Genomic DNA, 23234 nt, shown 5'->3' with positions numbered 1-23234 from the left:
ACCCGAAAACCAGCTTGGGTTGCACCGCTATTGCAAGCAGGAAACGGGCCTTGCCGGTTTGTTCAATTTACCGTGGCAAGCGTGTGTGGTGCGTTGTGAATTAAGTTGTTTTCACGAGGGTTTAGCGGCGCTAAGGAGTGCTCGATATATTCAACAAGAAAGCAAGGCAACGACAAAAAAAGCGGGACGTCGACCCAGTGTCAACGTCCCGCTTAAGGGCTCGGATTTGCTGACGCTAGCGCCGAATAACGGCGCCGGCCTGCTTCTCAAACTGGCCGATGAGACGCTGCATCACCTGGTCGATGGCTTGCTCGCTGAGCGTTTGGGTGAAGTCCTGCAGGGTGAAGCTCACCGAGTAGGATTTCTTGCCCGCGCCTAGGTTTTCGCCGGCGTACACGTCGAACACGTTCATGCTTTGCAGCAGCTTCTTCTCGGTGCGCTGCGCAATCTGACGGAGCTGGTCGAAGGTTACGCTGGCGTCCACCACCACGCTTAGGTCGCGGCGCACTTCCGGGAATTTGGACAGTTCGCGGGCCACCAAAGTCGGCTTGTATTTCTTGCTCAGCGCATCCCAATCCAGCTCGGCGTACCACACCGGCTGCGTCACGTCGAGGCGCTTGAGCACCGATGCCGCCACGGCCCCGAACTGCGCCACGGGCTGGTTGTGCACCAGCAGCGTGAGGCCGCCCGCCAGGTACGCCTGCTGCACCGGCTGCGATACGGCCCCGCCGAAGCCCAGCGCCGCCAGCACCTGCTGCACCGCGCCGGCCAAGTCGTGGAAAGTAGCTTTTTCCGACTTGCGCTGCCAGGTTTCGCCGGCCGCATTGCCCGTCAGGTAAATCACGAGCTTGTTCTTTTCCTGGTACTTGCCGTTCTCGTTTTGCGAGTACACTTTGCCGAATTCGTACAGCTTCAAGTCCCGCTGGCGGCGGTTGAGGTTGTGCCGAATGATTTCCAGCCCCGAATGCAGCAGCGTCGGCCGCATGGCGTTCAGGTCAACGCTGTTGTAATTCAGAATGCGCACCAATGATGTATCGGCGTCGCCTTCTTTATCGAAATACTGCGAGTTGGTGAGCGAATTGGTCAGAATTTCCGAAAACCCCTGCCCGCTGAGCAGCGAAGCAATTTTAACGCGCGTTACCTCCGGGTCGGGGTTCGGGAATTTGGCCAAATAGGAAGCCGAGTTGTTCGGCCGTAGTGCCACGTTGTTGTACCCATAAATCCGCAGAATCTCCTCGATGATGTCGGCTTCGCGGGTCACGTCCACCTTGTGCGGCGGTACCGAGAGCAGCCACGTAGCTTGGTCGCCTTCATCCAGGTTTTCGTCGGTGATGACAATGTCCAGGTCGGTCAGAATCTGGCGGATGCGTTCCGGCGCGATGTACTGGCCCACCAGCCGCTCCACGCGGGGCAGGCGTAGGCGCACCGTGGTAGGCTTGATGGCGGTTGGGTATTCGTCCACGATGGGCGCGGCCACGGTGGCTCCGGCCACTTCCTGGAGCAGCAAGGCGGCGCGTTGCAGCGCTACCGGCACCATGTTCGGGTCGGTGCCGCGCTCGAAGCGGAACGATGCATCGGTTTTCAACTGGTGCGTTTGCGAAGTGCGGCGCACAGCAGCAGGCCCAAAGTAGGCGCTTTCCAGGAACACGCGGGTGGTAGCGTCGCTCACGCCCGATGTCTTGCCCCCGAACACGCCGGCCAGGGCCATAGGCACGCCGTTGATATCGGCAATTATCAGGTCATCGGCTTTCAGGCTACGCTCCAAGCCGTCCAGCGTCACGAACTTCTCGCCGGCCTCGGCGCGCTTCACGCGAATCTGGCCGCCCGTGATTTGCTCGGCGTCGAAGGCGTGCAGGGGCTGGCCCAGCTCGTGCAGCACGAAATTGGTTACGTCCACCACGTTATTAATGGGGGAGAGGCCGATGCTGCGGAGGCGGCGCTGCAGCCACTCCGGCGAGGCGCCCACGTGCACATTCTCCAGCAGCAAGCCCGCATAGCGCGGGCAGGCTTCCGCGTCCTCAATGGTCACGCCGATGTTCATCGCCGCAGTTTCGGGCGCCACAAAGCCGCTGACATCCGGCAAGTGGCAGGGCTGGCGCAGCAAGGCGCGCAGCTCGCGGGCCACGCCATAGTGCGAGGCGGCATCGGCGCGGTTGGGCGTGAGGCCGATTTCATACACCGTATCGGAGCCCAGGCCGAAGTAGTCAGCGGCCGGCGTGCCGTTGGGCAACTCGGTTTCCAGCACCATGATGCCAGCGTGCGAGGTACCCAGGCCGATTTCGTCTTCGGCGCAAATCATGCCCTCGGAGGCCGCGCCGCGGATTTTGCTTTTCTTGATTTTGAACGGCTCGCCCTGCGCGGGGTAGAGCGTGGCGCCTTCCAAGGCCACCACCACGCGCTGGCCGGCGGCTACGTTGGGGGCGCCGCACACGATTTGCCGGGGCTTATCGTCGCCCACGTCCACGGTTGTCAGGCTGAGCTTGTCAGCATCAGGGTGGGGCTCGCAGGTGAGTACTGTGCCCAAAACCACGCCGCGCAGCCCGCCGGGAATGCTTTCCAGCTCCTCCAGGCTCTCCACTTCCAGCCCCGAGCCGGTGAGCAGAGCGCCAATTTCAGCAGCAGGTTTGTCGGTCGGAATGAGGGTTTTAAGCCAGTCTAAGGAAATGCGCATGAGGAGGTGTCAGTAGTCGGTTGCCGAAGGCCCGTGAGCAGGGCCGGACGGCAAAGGTACAAACCAGGGAAAGCCAGCTAAGAAGAAATGGGAGCTGGCTTCATAAGAATACTTGCTCCTGCCGGAGAGTCGTCAGCCGCTGCTTACTGTGCTTGTCTTTAACAGATATGCCTTAGCCATCCTGGTTGGTGGAGGCGTGGCGTGGGGCCATGCCAGGCCAACACGGGCCCTTGCACTAGCATCTTCTCAGTGGCAGAGGCAAGCAGCGAAATTCAGCTTCAAGAAAAGGGGTCAGAAAGGCAAAGGGAGGTTTTTGGCGTGCCGATTGGTCCAGCTAATGCTGGTGCCCTCAACTAATTGGTGAGTTAGGCGTTGGCACAAAAAAAACGTCCTGCCAAGCTCACGGCTCGGCAGGACGTTCTGCGGTGTTCGGTTGCCTTACTGGGCCGCTGGGTACCAGTTGCGCAGGCGCACGTCAATTTTCTTGTTAGCCGCATTCACGGTTTTCTTGAAGCCGTCTACGTCGCTCAGGCCGTTCTGGCCCCGGTAGTGGTAGGGGTACACAATGCCAGGCTTGAAGGCCAGTACGCCCTGCGCGGCCTGGTTCACGTCCATGGTGTAGGGCAGGTTCATGCACACGAAGGCCACGTCGATGCCCTTGAGGGCACGCATTTCGACAATGTCTTCGGTGTCGCCGGATAAATAGACGTTTTTTCCGCCCAAGCCCAGCACGTAGCCGTTGCCGCGGCCTTTGGTGTGCGGCGCGTCGGCCGTTTCGGGCAGGTTGTACATCGGAATGGCCGACACCGTCATCCCCAGCGTGTCGAGCCGCTGGCCGTTGTTCAGGATGCGAACCTGCGCCTTGTACTCTGCCGGCAGCTTCTCCGCCACTGCTTTGGGCACCACCATGAGGGCTTTGCCCACGGAAAGGCCCGCCAACGTTTGCGGGTCGAGGTGGTCGCCGTGAATGTCGGTGATTAGGATAACATCGGGCGCGGCCAGCCCGGCATAAGCCGCAGCCCCGCCATAGGGGTCCACGTAAATGGTTTTGCCGTTCCACGTCAGCACCACGCTGCCGTGCGTGATGGGCTGCACCGTGAGAGGGCCTTTTTTGGTTGCAATTTGGTCGGCGGCCACGCGCGGCGCAACCGGGGTGGGGGTGGCCGTTTGAGCCTGCGCCGAAGCCGCGAAAGCCGCCAGCGCGGCCGAGAGAAGAAGGGTGAATTTCATCGGTTTTTCGTTTGTTGGTTAAGAGTTGTCACTGGGATTTTCCAGTGGCTTGGCCCTGTGGCAGGAGCCGCCACCGAAAATCGTGACCATAACCCAGTTGCCTCGCACAAGTTTGCGAGCCGTTAAAGCACCAGCGGCACCAGCACCGACCGAATTACTCGTGGTACGACTTCTCGCCGGCCGGAATAGCTACCTGGAGGCGGTTGTCGGCCGGGGGCACCGGGCAGCTGTATTCGTTATTGTAAGCACAGAAAGGATTGTAGGCGGAGTTAAAATCCAGCTTCAGCTCGCCCACATTGAGCTTGGGAACCGGCGCATCGAGGTAGCGGCCGCCGCCGTAGGTTTCGCTGCCGTTGGTGAGGTCGGTGAACGGGATGAATAGGGTTGAATCTTTGCCGGACGCTTTTAAATAAATGGTTAATTGCTGCGGCTTTTTCTCTATATCAAATTTGGCCTTGCCCCAATTTAAATATTTCTCCGTGCGATTATCGCTCATTTGCATCGTTACCGTGTCGGGTTTTTCGTTGCGAGAAATAGCGGCATTAATTACAAATTCTAAATTGGCCGGATAATATTTCAGACTGTCAAAACTTGCCTTTTCTGCAGTAGCCAGGGGCGAATTTTCAGATTGGCGAAAGGACTTATTTTTTTCTTTGCGGGCTTTATTTATCTGCGCCGAAAAAGTGCTGATGTCGAGTTTTGTGTCGTTCAAGGAATAGAAAATAATTCCTATTACGGCGAGGGCAATTGCTATTTTTTTAATCATTCGAAATTTCTTTTTGAAAAGGTAGGCAACCGCAGGCACTCCGGGCGGCATCTTTGGCCCCGACTACCATTCCCGGTACTTGCTTGTTCTGCCTCATGCGCAAATTCTTCTTGCTGGCCTTCTACCTGGGCGGCCTCTTTTCGGCTTTTGCCCAGCAACCGGCCACTCTGCCTCAGCGGCCCACCGCTCGTCAGGTCAACAACTTGGTGCACACCAAGCTCGATGTTCGGTTCGACTACGCCAAGCGCTACTTGTACGGGCGCGAATGGGTGACCCTAAAGCCCTACGCTCAAGCCACCGACACGCTGCGGCTCGACGCCAAGGGCATGGACATCAATATGGTAGCGCTGGTGCAAGGCAGCACCACCACGCCGCTGAAATACGACTACAACCAGCACCAATTGCTGATTCGGCTGGGGCGCGTGGTGCCCGCGGGCGAGCCGTACACCATTTACCTCGAGTACACGGCCAAGCCCGACGAGCTGGGCACCAAGGGCGGCGCGGCCATCCGCGGGGCCAAGGGCCTGTATTTCATCAACCCCGATAGTGCCGTGAAAGGCAAGCCGGTGCAAATCTGGACGCAGGGCGAGCCGGACGCCAACTCCGTCTGGTTTCCGACCATCGATGAAACCAACCAGAAAACCACCCAAGAAATCAGCCTGACCGTGCCCAGTAAGTACGTCACGCTCAGCAACGGTAAGTTGGTGCAGCAAGTGGCCGCCGGCCCCGGCCTGCGCACCGACACCTGGAAAATGGAGGAGCCGCATGCACCTTACCTGTTTATGATGGCCGTGGGCGACTTCCGCATTACCAAAGACTCCTGGCGCGGCAAGGAAGTGAACTACTACCTCGAGCCGCAGTACGCGGCCCAGGCCCGGGCCATTTTTGGGAAGACGCCCCGCATGCTGGAGTTTTTCTCCCAACGCCTCGGGGTTGATTATCCTTGGAGCAAGTACAGCCAGGTGGTGTGCCGCGAATTCGTGGCCGGTGCCATGGAAAACACCACGGCTTCGCTCTTTGGCGAGCAGGCCCAGGGCTCGGCGCGTGAGCTACTGGACTGGCAGTATGCCGGCGTGGAGCGCGAAATTGCCCACGAGCTGTTTCACCACTGGTTCGGGGACTACGTGACGGCCGAAAGCTGGGGCAACCTGACCATCAACGAGTCGTTTGCCAACTTCAGTGAGGTGCTGTGGGCCGAGCACGAGTACGGCGCCGATGCTGGCCAGCAGCAGGCCGACATCAGCCTGCGCACCTACTTCCGCAACCCCAGCAATTTTCTGAAGCCCGTGGTGCGCCCGCAGTACCAAGAGAAGGACGATATGTTCGACGCCGTGGTGTACCAGAAGGGCGGCAATATTCTGAACATGCTACGGGCTCACGTGGGCGAGGACGTGTTTTTCCAAGGCTTGCAGCGCTTCCTCAAGCAGAATGCCTTTGGTACCGGCGAGCCCCACCAACTGCGGCTGGCCCTCGAAGAAGCTTCGGGCCAGGACCTGAACTGGTTTTTCAACCAGTGGTATTACCGCGCCGGGCACCCCGTGGTCACCATCGATTATAAATGGGATGCTGCCCGCAAGCGCCAGGCCGTGGTGGTGCGCCAAACCCAGGCCGGCGAGCCGTTCGTGCTGCCACTCACGGTAGACCTCTACACCAACGGCCGCGCCCAGCACTTCCCCGCCACCCTGCGCCACGCCGTGGACACGCTGTATTTCCCGGCCGCCACCAAGCCCGGCTTAGTGAACGTGGACGCTGCAAAAGTGCTGGTGTGGCAGAAGCAAGACCATAAAACCCTGGCCGAATTTGCCTACCAGTACCGCCACGCCCCGCGCTACCTCGACCGCCGCGAAGCCCTCACCGCCGCCCAAGCCCAGCAAGCGAACCCACTAGCGCAGCAAATCCTGGTGGCGGGCCTGGCCGACAAGTCGGCCGCGCTCCGCGAAATGGCCATCCAACTGCTCGACCTCAAAAACGTTGCCCTGCGCCAAGCCGCCGCTCCCCAACTGGAGAAGCTGGCCGTGGCCGATGCCTCGGTGCAGGTGCAAACCGCCGCCCTCAATGCTCTGAGCTCACTGAATGAAAAGCGTTACGCTTCGGTCTTTGCCAAGGCTCTCGCCAGCAAGTCGTACCGTGTGCAGGGGGCGGCGCTCCTGGGACTGGTGCCGCTGAATCCTGGGCAGGCGCTGGCTCGGGCCAAGACTTTCGAAACCGACAACAAAGGCGCCCTCACCGCTGCCTTGGTGAATGTGTATGGTCAGGCGGGCGGCCCGGAGCACTGGCCTCTAATGCTGGCTAAATACGATGCCGCCGACGCTACGGGCCAGTTCGATATGCTGCCCGGTTTCGGCGATATACTCGGGCGGCTCGACGACCCAACGGCATTGGCGCAAGGCATCGGCCGCATCAAAGACCTGACGGTAAAATACAAACCCTACATCAACTCCGAGCGCCTGATTGACCTGCTGCGGCAGATTCAGAAGCGGCAGTCCACGCGTCCCAACGGGGTTCAAGTTGCGGCGTTGGTTGAACAGGCAGCAACGGAAATTAATGCTGCGAAATGAGAGGCATGGTTGGGCCAAGGGTGAAATACCGTTTGGTCGAACTCGCTGCAACGCAGTCCATTGTACCAACTATGCGCCCGTGATAAATTTCCTATGCCTTGCCCGGACACTATGCTGTGAGAGGCGATTACGCTCGGAGAATTATACGATGGCCTTCTCTTGGCCGAGGCAGATGCCGACCTGCGGGGCGAACGGGCTGCCCGTAGCTGGTGATGAAGCTATTGCGGTTGCACAACGGACGCCACCAATTTAGTGTCGGCCCACTGCCAGGCCGCATCCAGCGCCCGTTTGGTGTGTTGCGCCTGCGCAACTTGGCCGGCCGCGCGCTGTGCTTGGTAGAGCCCGGACAAGGCCCAGCCGTTGTGCGGCAAGCGCGCCAGGTCCTGCTCGTACACGTCGATGGCGTCTTGGTACCGTTGGGCCGCGAGCAGAACGGGCCCGAGCTGGTGACGCACCGAAAAGAACCAGTCCGGCGGCTCGTTGTATTTGAGCTGGTCTTCCAGCGCAACGGCTTCGCGCAATACCGCGATGCTTTGCGGGTAGCGGCCCTCGCGGTATAGGATGGCGCCCGCCAGCTCGCGCTGGGCAATTTCCAGGATAGCCCGCATGGGGTTGATGCCGAACAGAATGCCCTTCAGCGCCGCCGTATCCCGCGCGAGCCGCCGCAGCTGCGCCAGTTCTCGCCGAGCCGGCTCAAGGTTCTGTTTTCCGGCCCAGGCCATGCCCCGGGCGTAATGGCGAATGGCTTCCGGGTACACCAGCGTGGTGTCGAAATTGGTCATAGCCAGCACTTGGTCCCAGCGCCCAAATTTCACGGCCACGTTGTAGGGAATGGTGTAAAAATGCTGCAGCGAGGGCCCCAACACCGGGTCTTTCATCAGGGGCTTGCTTACGTGGCCAGCTAGTTTGGCCGCGCCTTGCAGCGCCAAGCGGCTGGCCCCTTCGAGGGTGGCTGTGGCCGTCAGAAAGTGGTAGTTGTGCGGGTGGTAGGCCAGCGGGTAAGCGCCCTGGGCGTGGCAGGCCGCAGTGTAGGTGCTATCGGCTTGCAGGGCGCGCTGGTTGGCCAGCGTGCCTTGGTGGTAGGCCCCGGTGCGGATGTAGGTGTGCGACGGCATGTGCAGCAAGTGGCCGGCGCCCGGCACCAGGCGGGTCAGCCGCTGGGCACTGGCATTGGCCGCTTCGGGGTGCGCCGAGGCTTCGGTGGCGTGGATGTAAAAGTGGTTGGCCCCGGCGTGCTGGGAACTGCGCCGCAAAGCCTGCTCCAGGGTGGAGATGATTTCTGCCGTCCACGGTTGGGGCTGGCCATTTTTCTGCCAGATGTCCCAGGGGTGCAGGTCCATCAGGGCCTCGGCATAGAGGGCGCCCACGTCGGGGTCGTCGGGGAATTGCCGGTAGACCCCGCCCATGGCCGCGGCGTAGGCGCGGTCGTAGGCGGAGCGGTCGGGCACCGGGGTAGGCGGGTAGCGCCGGGCCAGGGCCGCAATCAACGCTTGCTCGCGGGGGGTGGCGCGGGGCGCTAGGCGCTGGGCCTGCCGCACGGCGCGGTAGGCCCGGACAAAATTATCGGCCTCCATCCCGGCGTTGTAATTGGGCCCCAGTACGTAAGCAAAGCCCCAGTAGCCCATCGCGCAAGTCGAGTCCTGGCGCGTGGCTTCGTGGAACGAGCGGGCAGCTTCGGCGTGGTTGAAGCCATATGCCAGCATGAGGCCCTGCCGAAAATAAGCCACGGCTTCCGGGCGCGGCGAACTGATGGCCATGGTGATGCCCGTGAGGCCGGGCAGCAGCGGGGCTTTTTGGCCGGAAGCGTACCACGCGGTATCGGCCGTGACGGGGGCCGCGCAAGAGGTCACCGTGAGGGGTTGGACCGGGGGTGCCACCGCACGGCCCGTCGGTGGCTGCTTGGTGAAACAGCCGGTGAGCAACGCCAGCGCTGCTACCATGGTGCAGATGCGATGAGGCTTCATGCGGGTAGGGCCTAAGGTGATTACTCCGGCTTTGGGAAGCCGAAATCAAGGCTGGCACTCTAGCTTAACCCTAAGCATTCCTAATAAGCTGAACTGGGACCAAGGTGGGAAAGCCGGCCAGGGGAAACGGGTAATAATTTAGGGTAAATCCCTCGGTATTACAAATGATTTCAGCCGCACTTGCATTCGTTGCGCTGAGCGACGGGTATTAGGCTCGTTTGCCATTGCTGCCGCGAACTCCGGGCATTCGCTACGAGGAACGGTAGGCAGGGGCGTGCTTGTATTGGGTCGATGAGCCAAGAAACAGGCGCGTTCGTTTCCCATAGCCAGAACACTCAATCTTTATATCAAGCCAATACCGCACCTGCCACCAAGCCGCCCCGGCCGGGGCAGGAGTGCCGGGGCGACGCTACAGCATGCCCTCATCGGCAAAGCTGTAGTAGCCTTGGTCGGAGTAGATGAGGTGGTCGAGAATGGGCAAATCCAGGAAGTTGCCAGCTTCTTTCAGCTTCTTGGTGAGCTGAATGTCGGCGGCGCTGGGGTTGCGGTTGCCGCTGGGGTGGTTGTGCACCAGAATAATGCTGCTCGCCAGCTGCTCCAGGGCTTCCTTGAAAATCATTTTGGGGTCGGCCACGGTGCCGGCCACGCCGCCGCGGCTGATGGCCGTTTTGCGCATCACCACGTTGGCCCTGTTGAGGAGAATGACCCAGAATTCCTCGTGCGGCAGGTCCATCAGGTTGGGGCGAATCAGCTGGTAGATGTCGCGGGAGCAGGTGATGGTGGTGCGCGGGGCGGCGTCGGCTTCTTTGCGGCGGCGGCCCAGCTCCAGGGCGGCCACTACGGTAATGGCCTTGGCCTCGCCGATGCCGGGGTGGCGGCAGAGCTGCTTCACGCTTTCCTTGGCCAACGCATTGAGGTCGTTGCCCACGCCTTGCAGCATGAGCTTGGCCACGTCTACGGCGGTCAGCTTGGTGGTGCCCGAGCCGAGCAGGATGGCAATCAGTTCGGCATCGGAGAGAGCGGCGCGGCCTTTGGCCATCAGCTTTTCGCGGGGCCGGTCTTCCTCGGCCCAGCTTTTAATGCCGAGGGCCCCAGGCGGCGCGTAGGGCGGAGTCGTACCCGGTAGGGGAGGCGTTGTAACCGGTAGGGGAGGCGTTGTAACCGGTAGAGTAGGGCGTTCGGTCAGGCTGTCAGGTGCTTCCATGCGGCACGGGGTTGGTAGAGGGGGAAATGTCAATTAAATGTAAAGCAAAAGCTCGGCGGGCACGTTTAAACACCAAGCCAGCTGTGGCGTTTAGCTACGGCGGCACCGTCCGCTTCAATTCTGATTATGCGAAATCCGTTGGTTTTATGGTTGGTTCTGGCCCTGATTGTTCTGGCCGAATGGTATGGGTATCAGGCAGTGCGCACCTTGGCGCAACACCAGTCGCTGGCGGCGCGCCGCGTTATTTCGATACTATACTGGGTGGTTTCTGTGGGCGTGTGGGGCCTGGCTTTTTGGGCCGGCTCGACCCGCCAAGCGGGCAATACCGTGCTCAAAAGCTACCTCATGAGCCTGCCCTTGCTGCTGCTGGCGGGCAAGTTTTTTATTCTGATTCCGCTGCTGCTGGAAGACGTGACCCGGCTGGTGCGCTGGGCCATGAGCTCGGCCACGAAGCCCGCGGGCGTGGACGTTGATGCCATTCCGCGCAGCGAATTTCTGGCGAAGCTGGCGTTGGGCCTCGGCGCTATTCCGTTTGTGGCGCTGCTCTGGGGCATGGTGCGCGGCGCCACCGACTACCAGGTGCGCCGCGTGACGCTGCGTTTCCCCAACCTGCCGGCTTCCTTCGACGGCTTCAAAGTGGTGCAGATTTCCGACTTACACACCGGCAGCTTCAACTCCACCGAGCCGCTGGAACGGGCCGTGGCGCTGATTAATAAACAGGCCGCCGACCTCGTGCTCATGACCGGCGACCTTGTGAACAACCGCGCCTCCGAAGTAGAGCCGCACATGCCGGCCCTGGCCAAGATTGAGTCGAAACACCCCATTTTCTCCAGCCTCGGCAACCACGATTACGGCGACTATGTGCAGTGGGAAAGCCCGGCCGAAAAGCAGGCCAACCTGCAGCGGCTGATGCAGAACCACGCCCAAATGGGCTGGACGCTCATCAACGATACCAGCCACACCATCACGCGGGGCGACGATAAAATTGCCGTGCTGGGCGTGCAAAACTGGAGCAGCCACGCCAACTTTCCCAAGCACGGCAACCTGCCCCAGGCCCACGCCCACAGCGGCGATGCGCCGTTCAAAATCCTGCTCTCGCACGACCCCTCGCACTGGGAAGCGCAGGTGCTGAATTACCCCGACATCGACCTGACGCTGAGCGGCCACACCCACGGCATGCAGTTCGGCCTAAACCTGCCCGGCCTGAAATGGAGCCCCGTGCAATACGTGTACAAGCAGTGGGCCGGCCTGTACGAGCAAGGCCGCCAAAAACTGTACGTGAACACCGGATTGGGCTATTTGGGCTACCCAGGACGCGTGGGCTTCCTCCCGGAAATCACAGTATTTGAATTGCGCCGGGCTTAGATAAACGGCCGCTGTTCAACCCGGGCCAGATAGGAAATAAACGGTTGTGGTAACATCCGTTACGGGCTTGCCGTAAAGGGCCCTCAACAACTTAACCATACCGGTTGTTTTCTTTTATTCCCTTCCCATGAAAAATTCCCTCTTAATCCTCGCGGGCGCTGCTGCCCTTTCGCTGGCTTCCTGCTCGCAGGAAAAAACCACCGATACCACCGTTGCCGCTGGCGACGGCATGACGACGACCACCACTACCACCACCACGGGCCCGATGACGGATGCCCAAATCGAAGCCCGCGCCCAGCGCATTGCCGATAAAATGGTGGCCGACATGAAAATCACGGACGAGGCCACGAAAACCAAAATCCGCACGGTGTACGTGAACCGCTACCGCCAGATGGGCGAAATGCAAACCAAGTACGCCACCGACACCACCGGCATGGCCGCCGCCATGCGCGAGTCGATGGCGACCACCGATGCAGAGTTCAAAACCATCTTCGCCGACCCCACGCAGTACCAGGCCTACGAGTCGAGCCGCATGACTTACTACGGCATGGAGGACGACGAGCCCGAGATGTCGACGACGACCGACATGAACTCGGATATGAGCACGACCACCACCGAAGGCACAATGTCGGCTGAAGGCGGCAAAATGAAAGTAAAGGCCGACGGCGACGTTAAAATCAAAGACGCCCAGGGCAACAAAACCAAGATTGATGGCGACGACGGCACCATCAAAATGAAGGAAGAAGAAGGCGGCAAATCCGTCATTAAATAACGACTAGCGGCATGCCGCTGAGCCCTGATTGGCCCGCACCTGCAACGGTGCGGGCCTTTTTTGTCTCCCTGGTGCACAACTTTGTTGTTGATTTGTGTTAGTGCGACGTGATAAATTCGGGTGTATTGAATAAAGTGCTGGCCGGCAATGGAGTTAGGAGGCGGTGGCTGCTGGCCACCGTCTTGCTGTGGTTGGGGGCGGCCGGCACGGCGCAGGCCCAGCAGCAAGTGCGGGTGAGCGGCACGGTATCGGCCGCCGACACCCGGCAGGCCATGCCGGGCACCACGGTGCAGGTGCAGCGCACCCGCCGCGGCGTGGTAACCGGTGCCGCTGGCAACTTTGCCGTGGACGCGCTGCCCACCGATACCATCCTGTTTCGGGCGTTGGGCTACAAGCCGCAGCGGCTGCTGCTGGGCGGCACCGGCCTCTCGCAGCTCATCGTGCGCATTCAGCTGGAGCGCGACAGCGTGCGCTTGGGCGAAGTGCAGGTGACCAGCGACCGCGCCGACCGCGCCCTTGTCAACCGGGCGCTGCGCAACATGAAAAAGCCTGCCCAACCGGTAGTGAAAGGGCCCCAGCGCCCCCCCAAACCCAAGCCGTTGTTTGCCGTTGACTCCGCCGCACCCAAGGCGCCGGTGCCCACCATTCAAAGCCCGGTGAGTTTGATTTACGACCAGTTTTCGCGCGAGGGCAAGCAGCGCCGCAAGATGGAGGAGCTTGAAGCCGAGCAAAAAGCTGAGAAGGCCCGCAAAGCCAAAGCGCAATACAACAAGGCGTTTAAGGACAACCGCGGGTACGAGCCGTAGGACGAAAAAGCAACGGAACAACGATGGAACGTCATGCAGCGCACCGCGAAGCATGACGGGGGGCAACCTGTTGGATAACTGCCATCCATTCTTTCCCGTAAGCTCAGGGTATGAAAATTGGGTATCCCTGCGTGAACGAGGCGATGGATTGCAGCGCCGCCAATACCTTCCGGTTGGCGTCGTACTCAGAAGAACGCCTGATTGCGGCGGTATCGGCCAACTTGGTTTGCCTGCGCCGCATGCTGGAATGGAACGTGGCCCAGGGCCTGCTCTTTTTTCGGATGGGCTCGGGCATTGTGCCTTTCGGCTCGCACGAAATCAACACCTTTTCCTGGCAAACCCATTTCGCGGCCGAATTCCAGGCCATCGGCGACTATATCAAAGCCAATGACTTGCGGGTGAGCTTTCACCCCGACCAGTTTGTGGTCCTGAACTCACCCAGTCCTGACATCGTGCGGCGCAGCATTCAGGAACTGGTGTACCAAGGCTCGATGCTGGATTTGATGGGCTTGGACGGCACGGCCAAGCTGCAAATTCACGTGGGCGGGCTGTACGGAGAGCGGGAGCTGGCCATTAGCCGGTTTGCGGCGGTGCACGCCACGCTGCCCGCGGCCGTGAAAGCCCGCGTGGTGGTGGAAAACGACGACCGGCTGTTTCCGCTGCGCAACTGCTTGCACCTGCACGAGCTGACCGGGGTACCCATCCTGTTCGACAATTTCCACCACGAGTGCCTCAACCACGGCGAGCCCATGGACGAGGCCTTGCGCCTGGCCACCGCCACCTGGCACCCCACCCGCGACGGCGTGCCCATGATGGACTACAGCTCGCAGGCGCTGGGCGAGCGCAAAGGCAAGCACACCGATGATTTGGTGGACGAGCGGTTCCGCGACTTCCTCACCAACCTGCACGGCCTCGACATGGACCTGATGTTGGAAATTAAGAACAAGGAAGCCAGCGCCCTGCGCGCCGTGGCCATTTTGCGCGAGCTAGGCCTGAGCGCGCCCGCGCCCAACATTCCCAGCCCGCCCCTCACGCTGCCGCCTGACCCCAACGCCCCGGCCAAAACCAAACGCCCCAAAAAAGCAGTGGCACAAAGCGAACAACCGTGAGCACCCAGCTTGCCTTCGTGGCCGTTTGCTCCCGCGTATTCCTCATTCTTTCCTCACCTCATCACCTTCAATAATGCCTTCCGACCACCTTCACGCCACCGTCAGCGCCCTGAAAAATGGCCTTACCAGTTTGCCCTTGGGCTCGGCCATGGATAACACCGAAACCTGGCAACACCAATTCCTGCAAAGCGGCGACCCCAGCCTGCAGGACATTGCCCGCGAACTCGGCAACCTGCAGTCGCTGCTGACCAGTGGGGCCCTGAGCGCCACGGCCATCGGCAATTCGCTTACCATGCTGGGCAACCAAACCAGCCAAATCAGTGCCCAAGCGGCCGACGATGTGAAAAAGCCGCTTGTTGAGCTGGCCGATTTGCTGCGCCGCCACGGCAGCGACCTGCTGGCCCACGCTGCCAAAAGCAAGAAATAGCGCCTCGTCGCAAGTTTTGTTAATCACACAAAGAGCCCCGCCCAGGTATTGGACGGGGCTCTCTGCGTAGCCAACGGGGTTGCGAATGATTACTGCGGAACGTTGCTGCTGTTGCTGCGGCGCGAGCGGCTTGGCACCACTTCGGTGGATTGCCGAGGGCGGCTGTCTTTGAGAATGGGCTGCTCCCGGGTATCGGGCACGGCCGTGGGCGATAGTTCGGGCGTGGCCGCCGGGGTGAAAACACCCTGGTCCGACAGCGGCCGGCTGGGCTGAGCGTCGCGGTTGGTAGCGGTGCGCTGCACCTGCGCAGGCCCCTGAATGGTGCTTTGGTTCAGGGCGGGGTTGACGGGGGGCACGGTGGTCTGCCCCTGGCTGCCCCCGCGAACGGGAGCGGTGGGGTCGAAGGGCACGGTTTGGGCTTGCGCCGGGGCGGCGAGGAATACGCTGGCCAGTAGGAAAAGCAGTTTCATGGCAGGAGGGAAAGGGTGAAAAGCAAAACACCGGCTGCTTCGTGAAGAAACAGCCGGTGTTCAGCTACTTACGGAACTCAACGGCGAAAGGTTACTCGTTGGGCTTCGCTTTGATTTTGATTTTATCTTTTTCGACTTTGGTCTTGGACTTTTTGACACCCGTGCCCATGACCTCGGTGCCCGATACGGTGCCGCTGGTGGTGCCCACGTTTCCGCCCGTGCCGGTGCCTGCCGGGGTACTCATCGCGCCCGACGTGGTAGCACTCCGCATCGAATCGGTGCTCATGCTGCCGCCGGTCGTGGTTCCGCTTGTGGTCATTCCGCTCGTGGTGCCACTTGTGCTACCGCTCGTGGTGGTGCCCGATGTAGTGCCGGTAGTGGTACCCATCGAGCCCGAAGTAGTTCCCGATCCAGCGGTGGTGCTGCTAGTGGTGGTACCGCCAGTGGTTGTCCCGGTGGTAGTTCCCGTTGTCTGAGCGAAAGCCGCGGTACTCAGACCGGTGGCCAGTAAAGTCGCTATCAAAAATTTCGTCTTTTTCATAAGTTAAGAATTAGGTAGGATAAGAGGAAATCGCACTAATGCGGGTAAGGATAAGCGATGTCAAGACTGCATTTATAGTAGGGAACTGCGAGGATTTGTACGGCCAGTAGCCGGAGGCTGTTTTCGAAGATAGGGAATAAATAGTTAGCTAATTATTTTAAGCTCAGCAATTTGCGTGCGAGTCGGTTGCCGCTTTCTTGGCTCAGAGCCGTGCTTGGTAAGAGAAGCTTGCGGGGCTGTTGCGGAAAAAGTTGCCACCTTCCTGTAACCTTCCCAACGTGGCGCGGTGTCCACAATCAAATACCCCAAAACACTACTCTTTACAGGTTGGACTCGCTATCGGACAATGCATTGATGCTGCGGGTGAAAGCCGGCGACGTGGACCGAATGGGCCTGCTCTTTGAGCGCTACCACCGGCAGCTGTTCGGCTTTCTCTACCACATGTTGGGGCGGGCCGATGCCAGCGAAGACCTCGTGCAAAACGTGTTCTACCGCATGCTCAAGTACCGCCACACGTTCACCGGTGAGGGCGAGTTTCGCACCTGGATGTACCACCTGGCCCGCAACGTACTGGCCGATTACATCAAGAAAAACCGCCACGACCGGCACCACACCGACGTGGCCGACATGGCCGAGCACCTCGGCGGGGGCCGCCGCGCCGACGAAGACCTGGAGAAAGACCAGGAAGTGGCCCAGCTGCACCAGGCTCTGGCGCAATTGAGCCCCGAAAACCGCGAAATCCTGGTGCTTAGCCGCTTCCAGGAGATGAAATACGCCCAGATAGCCCAGGTGCTGAACACCACCGAAGGCGCCGTGAAAGTGCGCGTGCACCGCGCCATGAACGAGTTGAAGACTACCTACCTCCGCATCGAAAACTAAGCTATACTATGAACTGTGAACGCACCAAAGAGCAATTAGTAGACTACTTGGGCAGTCAGCTTTCGGCATCCGAGCAGGCCGAGTTGACGGCGCATTTGGCTGAGTGCGCCGACTGCCGCGAGGAACTGCAGGCCGTGGAGAGCATGTGGCAAACGCTGGGCAAAGTGCGGGTGCCGGAGCCCAGCGCCCACATTCGGCCCGATTTCTACGCCATGCTGGCCACCTTCAAAGAATCGGTGGATACCACGCCCGACTACACGCTGAAAGGCCTGTGGCAGTGGTGGCTGAACTTGGACATTCCGCGGCCCATTCTGCGGGCGGTGTACAGCCTGTGCCTGCTGGGCGTGGGCCTGATTGGCGGCTATTGGTTCAGCAACTCCCGCACCACCGGCGCGGCCGACCAGCAGCAAATTGCCCAGCTGGCCACGCAGGTCGGCAACATGCGCCAGATGATGATGCTCGCCCTCATCGAAAACCCCTCGGCCAGCGAACGGCTGCGGGCCGTGAGCTACACCAAACAGCTCGACGAGCCCACGACCAAGGTGGTGGATGCCCTGCTGAGTACCCTTGATAATGACCCCAACGTGAACGTGCGACTCGCCACGTTGGAAGCCCTGGCGCCCTTGGCGCAAGACCCCGCGGTGCGCCAAGGGCTGGTGCATTCGCTGGCCCGGCAAGAATCGCCGCTGGTGCAAACGGCCCTAGCCGACGTGATGGTGCAACTGCAGGAGCGCCGTTCCGTGAAGCCGCTGCGGGAGCTGCTGAAGCAGGAAAACCTCGACGAGTCAGTGAAAAGCAAAATCGAACAAACCATTCAAACCCTCTCAACCGGCCGGCCCGCCGCGCCCTCAACCCCTCCACGCAATGACCAGACTAACCTTACTTCCCCGGCTCAGCGCGCTGCTGTTGCTACTGTCTAGCACCGCCTGCTGGGCCCAAACCAAAGAATTCAGCGAGAAAGTCAACCGGGAATTCACGCTGAGCGGCGACGCGGGCCGCAGCACGCTGGCCGTCTACAACATCCAGGGGTCGGTGTCGGTGCAGGGCTACGCCGGCAACAAGGTGGTGGTAGAAGCCACCCGCACCATCCGGGCCGACGACGCTAAAACCCTGGAAGAAGGCAAAGCCGAAGCCACGCTGGGCTTCCTGCAGCGCAACGACAGCGTGATTGTGTACATGGCCGGCCCCCAGGATTCCCGCCCCCGCAACAACTACCGCGGCAACTGGAACCACAAGGACATCGAGTACCGCTACGAGTTTGATTACGTGGTGAAAGTGCCCTACGCCATGAACCTGCGGGTTTCGACGGTGAACAACGGCTCGGTGCAGGTGCAGGACGTAGCCGGCCCGCTGAACGTGAGCAACGTGAACGGCCCCATCAAGCTCACCAACGTGAAGGGCACCACCAAGGCCCACACCGTGAACGGCAACGTGGAAGCCACCTACGCCGCCAACCCGCCCGGCGCCTCCAGCTACAAAACCATCAACGGCCAGATTAAAGTGAAGTACCCGGCCAACCTGGCCGCTGATATGCACTTCAAAAGCATGCACGGCGAGTTTTACACGGACTTCCCCAACCCCGAAATCCTGCCGGTGCAAGTAACCAAAAATCAGGAAGGCCGCGGCGGCGGAACCGTCTACAAGCTCACCAAAGACACCGCCGTGCGCCTCGGCAAAGGCGGCGCCGACCTCCGCTTCGAAACCCTCAACGGCAACGTGACCGTCTCCAAACTATAATTACCACCCATCCCCGATGACTAATTTCCTGAAAATAACCCTCACGCACCCCGTGCGGCGGGCGAGCCTTGCCCTGCTACTGCTGAGTTGCGCTGCGCTTCCCGGCCTGGCGCAAGACAACCCCAAAGAACAGCTCACCGTGAACCTGAGCTCGCCCAACAAGCCCGGCACGCTGGAGGTAGGCCTCGTGAACGGCTTCATCCACGTGACCGGCTACAACGGCAAAAGTGTGGTGATTGACGCCACCAGCCGGGCCGTTACCAACCGCCGCGCCGCTGCCGCCGAAACCGGCGGCCTCAAGCGCCTCTCGGCCGGCACCAGCCTCAACCTGACCGTGGAGGAAAAGAACAACAACGTGGAGATTTCCACCGAGTCCCACGCCCGGCCCGTCGACCTGACCATCAAGGTGCCCGAGAACTTTTCGCTCAAGATTAGCACCGTGAACAACGGCGACATCATTGTCGACAACGTGAACGGCGAGTTGGAAATCAACAACGTGAACGGCTCGATTACCCTGAAGCAAGTGTCGGGCTCGGCCGTGGCTACCACTGTGAACGGCAACCTGATTGCCACGTTCAACAAAGTGACTTCCGGCGCGCCCATGGCCTTTTCCACCCTCAACGGCAAGGTGGATGTGACTTTCCCGAGCAACGCCAAGGCCGCACTCAAAATGAAATCGGAGCGCGGCGAGGTCTACAGCGACTTCGACGTGGCCGTGGACAAGAGCACGCCCAAAGTGACCAAGACCAGCGAAAACGGCCTCACCCGCCTCAGTACCGACGACTGGACTTACGGCAAAGTGAACGGCGGCGGCGCCGAAGTGATGATGAAAACCTTCAACGGCAACATCTATCTGCGCAAAGCCAAGTAAAGGCTAACCCGAAAAGCGTCTGCCTGACTACAGAACGTCATGCAGAGCATTGGCAGGCAATAGGAACGTCATGCTGAGCGCAGCCGAAGCATCTCTACCGCGAGAGTATTCAATTACTTTCCCGGTAGAGATGCTTCGGCTGCGCTCAGCATGACGTTCTTTGTTTTAGCTGTCTTATAGAGTCTTTATCGAGTTTTTACAGAGTATCTGCAGAGAGTTGTGAAATTTTTTTCAGGCTCGCTGTAACGAATAGACCAAAGCCCGGTACTCCTTTCAATTCACCCCCAAATACCCACCCGTGACGACCACGAGTACGAGCGACGAAGAACTGATGGCCGCAGTGAAGGCCGACGACCTTGACCAGCTCGTGCCGTTGTTTGAGCGCTACCACGGGCCCCTGTTCAACTACCTCACCCGCCTCACCAACGACCGCGACACCAGCGAAGACCTCACCCAGACCGTGTTCGAGCGCATCCTCAAATACCGCAGCAGCTACCAGCCCACCCAGCCGTTCAAGGCCTGGGTGTACCAGATGGCTCGCAACGTGCACGCCGACTACTGGCAGCGCAAGGAAAAGCTGCGAGCCGCCGACGTGGAAGAAGTGGAAAAAACCGGCGGCCTGCGCGGCGCGGCCTTCTCCCAAATGCGCATCAGCAGCCACCACGACGACCTGCACGAAGCCCTGGCCCTGCTGCCCACCCCGCAGCGCGAAATTCTGGTGCTGAACCGCTTCCAGGGCTTCGGCTACGAGGAAATTGGCCAGCTGCTGGGCTGCACCGCCGAAGCGGCCCGCGTGAAAGCCCACCGCGCCCTGCAAGCGCTGCGCAAAATCTATTTCGCCAACTAAGCCCATGAAAACGCCCGAACTTTCTGCCTGCCACGAGCTGGAAGCGCTGCTTCCGGCCTACGTCGAGCGCAGTCTGCCCGCCGCCGAGGCCGACCGCGTGGCCGCTCACTTGGCCACTTGCCCCGGCTGCCAGCTCCAGGTAACCCAACTCCGCGCTCTGACCGACGACCTGGACGCCGCCCTGCCCGAAGCGCCTCGCACCGCCCTGCGCGCCAACTTCATGGCCATGCTCGAGGAGCAAAAAGCCTTGCTGAATCCCGAGTTACCGGTTGCTGCTGCTCCCGTGCAGCCCGAAGCCAAAGTGGTTTCGATGTGGCCCACGGCCATTGCCAACAACTGGATGCGCATCGCCGCCAGCATCGTGCTGATTGCCGCCGGCGTATTCTTAGGCCGTCAGCTCCCTTGGGGCAGCCGCAACGCTGACACTTTCGCCACTACTTCCGGCCAGCCAGAATCGACAGAGCTGCGGCAGGCGCTGGCCGGCCGCTCCACCTCTGCCAGCGACCGGATTCAGTTGGTGAGCAATTCCGGCAAAGAATCGGAACCCGGCGACCCCACGGTGCAGGTGCTGCTCAATACCCTCAACTTCGACGCCAGCCCCAACGTGCGCCTGGCCGCCTGCGAAGCCCTCTACCGCCTGCGCGAAGACCCGCGGGTGCGGGAAGGCTTGGTGAATTCCCTCGCCATCCAAACCGACCCCAACGTGCAGATAACCCTGATTGATATGGTAGTGTCGATGCGCGTGCGCCGCGCCGTGCCCCAGCTCGAACGCCTGTCCAAGCGCGCCGATGCCCTGCCTGTGGTGCGGGCCCAGGCCGAAGCTGGCATCGGCAAATTGATTTAATTAAAAGTCCGTCATGCAGAGCGCAGCGAAGCATCTCGCGTGCTTCAAGTAAACTGAAAATTGATTTTAGCCGTGGCGGGCAAGATGCTTCGCTAAGCTCTGCATGACGTTTCGGCGTGCGTTTTCCTCCTCTTTTCCTTACCCTTTTTCTGCAACGCGGCGCCGGCTTCCGGCGCCGTGCCCGGACCTCACTTGTCAAATTTTTAATAACATGAATAAGCTCATTTTACTCGCCATGGCGGGTGTGCTGGCCGCTCACACCGGGCAGGCCCAGGAATACAAGACCAAACTCGGCGGCAAGGACCGCAAAATCGTCATCGACATGCAGGGCAGCGACGTGACGGTGGAAGGCATCGACGGCAACGAGCTGGTGATAAAAGGCGACGGCTACGAAGAGCCCAACAAGCGCGCCGATGGCCTGCGCCCCATCTACAACTCGGCCGTGGACAACACCAAAATCGGCCTCGCCGTGACCCAAACCGACAACACCGTGCGCATTGTGCGGGCCTCGCGCAAAGATGCCAACTACGTGATTCGGGTGCCGCGCGGCTCTACCGTGCAGTACAACCAAACCAACTGGAACGGCGGCGACGTGGCCATCCGCGACGTGAGCGGCGACCTCGAAGTGAACGTGAAAAACGGCGACATCAAGCTCACCAACGTGACCGGCCCCGTGGTGGCCAACACCGTGAGCGGCGACATTACGGTGCGTTTTGCGCCGCTCCGCCAAGGCCCCAGCTCCATTTCGACGGTGAGTGGCGATGTGGACGTGAGCATGCCCGCCAACACCAAGGCCACCATGAAAATGCGCTCCGTATCAGGCGAAGTCTACACCGACTTCGACATCAACCTGGGCAAAGGCGACGACAACATGCGCCACATCGGCGGCCAGGTGGTCGACGGCAGCGTGAACGGCGGCGGCAACGCGTTGTCGCTCAAAACGGTAAGCGGCGACATTTTCGTCCGCAAAGCCAAGTAAGTCCACCTGAATAAAGCAGACTATAACAAATAGCCCGTCATGCTGAGCGGAGCCGAAGCATCTCTACTGCAACAGTAATCCAATCGACCCAACGAAGCGGTAGAGATGCTTCGGCTCCGCTCAGCATGACGAGCCAGATTAAAAATCCCAATTCCAGCTTTCCACCTTCATTTTCTGTAATGCCATGCGCCGCTTCCTATTCTTCCTGTTGCTGGTTCTTGCCGCGAGCGGCATCCAGTCGTTATCCGCCCAAAAAATCATTGAAAAATCGGCTAATCTTGCCAGTGGGCAGCGGTTGTTTCTCAACCTGAAGCACGCCAGTAACATCCGCATCCGGAGCGGGGCCAGCGGCAAAATGACGCTAAAAGCCACCGTGAGCATCAACCAAAACAAGCTCAACGATGCCCTGCTGCTCACCCAGGAGCAGAGCAGCGAGGAGGTGAAATTCAACTCCGACTTTGATAAGGAAATGCTGCGTAATTCCCAGCCCGGCGACTGCCCCAACGGCGGCTCCTATTACGGCGACACCTACAACACCACCATCAACAACGGGAAGGTGACTGCGGGCCGCGACCGCGAAGGCCGCACCGTAAACCAGGTGTGCGCCGACATTCAGTATGAAATCACGGTGCCGGCCGACGTGGCCCTGCGCGTGAGCACCATCAGCGGCGACATCGACATTGCGGGCCTCACCGGGTCCATCGAAGCCAAGTCAATTAGCGGTTTTGTGGATGTGACCTGGGCACCCACCAACGGTGCCGAACTGGCCATGAAAACCATTACCGGCGAGGTCTACACCGACCAGGACATTTCGTTCAGCACCGAGCCCAAGAAAAACCCCATCGTGGGCTACCTCGTCAGAGGCACGCTCAAGGGCAGCGGCCCGCTCGTCAAGCTCGAATCCATCAGCAACGACGTTTATTTCCGCAAACGGAAGTAACCATTCGCACGACCGGTAGTTTCTCCACAAAATCAGGCTCTAATACGCCTGGTGCTGGATTATTGATGTTTGAAAATTAGGGGTTCAGTTAGTCGGCAGGGCTCTTGTAGCCTTGGCGGCGAGGAAATTCCAGGCAGCGGGGCCGGGGCGCCATTGGTGGGGAGGGCTGCAACCCACTCCACCCATGGTAGAGGTTCCGGTTGGCTTTGGGTGAGTGAACACGGCCGCTTGCGCCCGCTCAGCCCCGCTGCCTG

General features: G+C 60.3%; 21 protein-coding genes. 15 read left to right on the top strand and 6 right to left on the bottom strand.

The features are described from left to right. Positions 1–235 precede the first annotated feature (235 nt). The 3 genes from pheT to I2I05_RS06185 all read right to left on the bottom strand — a co-directional run bounded on the left by pheT (position 236) and on the right by I2I05_RS06185 (position 4667). Positions 236–2671, bottom strand: a complete 2436-nt coding sequence (pheT, locus tag I2I05_RS06195) for a phenylalanine--tRNA ligase subunit beta (RefSeq protein WP_196281347.1) — start codon at positions 2669–2671, stop codon at positions 236–238. Between the two features lie 438 nt (positions 2672–3109). Further along, positions 3110–3901, bottom strand: coding sequence for an MBL fold metallo-hydrolase (locus I2I05_RS06190; RefSeq protein WP_196281346.1), 792 nt, complete (start codon positions 3899–3901; stop codon positions 3110–3112). 154 nt (positions 3902–4055) lie between these two features. Continuing rightward, positions 4056–4667, bottom strand: coding sequence for a DUF1684 domain-containing protein (locus tag I2I05_RS06185; RefSeq protein ID WP_196281345.1), 612 nt, complete (start codon positions 4665–4667; stop codon positions 4056–4058). A gap of 95 nt (positions 4668–4762) precedes the next feature. On the opposite strand from I2I05_RS06185, the gene I2I05_RS06180 reads away from it, so the two are divergent. Beyond that, positions 4763–7225: a M1 family metallopeptidase gene (locus I2I05_RS06180; RefSeq protein ID WP_196281344.1), complete on the top strand. Its 2463-nt coding sequence runs from the start codon at positions 4763–4765 to the stop codon at positions 7223–7225. A gap of 218 nt (positions 7226–7443) precedes the next feature. Here I2I05_RS06180 and I2I05_RS06175 read toward each other — a convergent pair whose 3' ends face one another. After that, complete coding sequence (locus I2I05_RS06175) at positions 7444–9189, bottom strand: tetratricopeptide repeat protein (RefSeq protein WP_230688177.1); 1746 nt, start codon at positions 9187–9189, stop codon at positions 7444–7446. A gap of 409 nt (positions 9190–9598) precedes the next feature. Continuing rightward, positions 9599–10393: a RadC family protein gene (gene radC, locus I2I05_RS06170; RefSeq protein ID WP_196281343.1), complete on the bottom strand. Its 795-nt coding sequence runs from the start codon at positions 10391–10393 to the stop codon at positions 9599–9601. Between the two features lie 126 nt (positions 10394–10519). On the opposite strand from radC, the gene I2I05_RS06165 reads away from it, so the two are divergent. From I2I05_RS06165 to I2I05_RS06145, 5 genes are all read left to right on the top strand, one after another. Then, positions 10520–11758 carry a metallophosphoesterase gene (locus I2I05_RS06165; protein WP_196281342.1) on the top strand — a complete coding sequence of 413 codons (1239 nt, stop codon included), beginning with the start codon at positions 10520–10522 and terminating at the stop codon, positions 11756–11758. A 127-nt stretch (positions 11759–11885) separates the two neighbouring features. Next, positions 11886–12530, top strand: coding sequence for a hypothetical protein (locus tag I2I05_RS06160; protein ID WP_196281341.1), 645 nt, complete (start codon positions 11886–11888; stop codon positions 12528–12530). 107 nt (positions 12531–12637) lie between these two features. After that, positions 12638–13336: a carboxypeptidase-like regulatory domain-containing protein gene (locus I2I05_RS06155; protein WP_196281340.1), complete on the top strand. Its 699-nt coding sequence runs from the start codon at positions 12638–12640 to the stop codon at positions 13334–13336. Positions 13337–13446: 110 nt separating this feature from the next. Then, on the top strand, positions 13447–14445 hold the full coding sequence (gene uvsE, locus I2I05_RS06150) for a UV DNA damage repair endonuclease UvsE (RefSeq protein ID WP_196281339.1): 999 nt from the start codon (positions 13447–13449) through the stop codon (positions 14443–14445). A 73-nt stretch (positions 14446–14518) separates the two neighbouring features. Further along, the gene (locus tag I2I05_RS06145) at positions 14519–14872 is read left to right on the top strand and encodes a hypothetical protein (RefSeq protein WP_196281338.1); all 354 of its coding nucleotides are present in this window, start codon (positions 14519–14521) and stop codon (positions 14870–14872) included. Positions 14873–14961: 89 nt separating this feature from the next. On the opposite strand, the gene I2I05_RS06140 is transcribed toward I2I05_RS06145, so the two are convergent. Beyond that, positions 14962–15342: a hypothetical protein gene (locus I2I05_RS06140; protein WP_196281337.1), complete on the bottom strand. Its 381-nt coding sequence runs from the start codon at positions 15340–15342 to the stop codon at positions 14962–14964. A gap of 137 nt (positions 15343–15479) precedes the next feature. On the opposite strand from I2I05_RS06140, the gene I2I05_RS06135 reads away from it, so the two are divergent. From I2I05_RS06135 to I2I05_RS06095, 9 genes are all read left to right on the top strand, one after another. Further along, positions 15480–15818 (top strand): hypothetical protein, encoded by a 339-nt coding sequence (locus I2I05_RS06135; RefSeq protein ID WP_196281336.1) that lies wholly within the window; start codon positions 15480–15482, stop codon positions 15816–15818. A gap of 419 nt (positions 15819–16237) precedes the next feature. Beyond that, on the top strand, positions 16238–16762 hold the full coding sequence (locus I2I05_RS06130) for an RNA polymerase sigma factor (RefSeq protein ID WP_196281509.1): 525 nt from the start codon (positions 16238–16240) through the stop codon (positions 16760–16762). A gap of 8 nt (positions 16763–16770) precedes the next feature. Then, positions 16771–17682: a HEAT repeat domain-containing protein gene (locus I2I05_RS06125; protein ID WP_196281335.1), complete on the top strand. Its 912-nt coding sequence runs from the start codon at positions 16771–16773 to the stop codon at positions 17680–17682. Continuing rightward, positions 17627–18499 (top strand): DUF4097 family beta strand repeat-containing protein, encoded by an 873-nt coding sequence (locus I2I05_RS06120; protein WP_196281334.1) that lies wholly within the window; start codon positions 17627–17629, stop codon positions 18497–18499. The genes I2I05_RS06125 and I2I05_RS06120 overlap by 56 nt, the downstream gene beginning before the upstream one ends. Positions 18500–18515: 16 nt before the next feature. Further along, positions 18516–19370 (top strand): DUF4097 family beta strand repeat-containing protein, encoded by an 855-nt coding sequence (locus I2I05_RS06115; protein ID WP_196281333.1) that lies wholly within the window; start codon positions 18516–18518, stop codon positions 19368–19370. Positions 19371–19668: 298 nt separating this feature from the next. Then, positions 19669–20217 (top strand): RNA polymerase sigma factor, encoded by a 549-nt coding sequence (locus I2I05_RS06110; protein ID WP_196281332.1) that lies wholly within the window; start codon positions 19669–19671, stop codon positions 20215–20217. Between the two features lie 4 nt (positions 20218–20221). After that, positions 20222–21061 carry a zf-HC2 domain-containing protein gene (locus tag I2I05_RS06105; RefSeq protein WP_196281331.1) on the top strand — a complete coding sequence of 280 codons (840 nt, stop codon included), beginning with the start codon at positions 20222–20224 and terminating at the stop codon, positions 21059–21061. A 211-nt stretch (positions 21062–21272) separates the two neighbouring features. Next, a complete protein-coding gene (locus I2I05_RS06100) occupies positions 21273–22040 on the top strand; it encodes a DUF4097 family beta strand repeat-containing protein (protein ID WP_196281330.1) in 768 nt (255 codons plus the stop codon). A gap of 184 nt (positions 22041–22224) precedes the next feature. Then, entirely contained in the window at positions 22225–22980 is a 756-nt protein-coding gene (locus I2I05_RS06095; RefSeq protein WP_196281329.1) for a DUF4097 family beta strand repeat-containing protein, read from the top strand. The last annotated feature ends 254 nt before the right edge of the window (positions 22981–23234 follow it).

The sequence above is a fragment of the Hymenobacter jeongseonensis genome, assembly GCF_015694725.1.
GTDB classification, from domain to species: domain Bacteria; phylum Bacteroidota; class Bacteroidia; order Cytophagales; family Hymenobacteraceae; genus Hymenobacter; species Hymenobacter jeongseonensis.
This window is presented reverse-complemented; position numbering and strand designations above follow the sequence as displayed.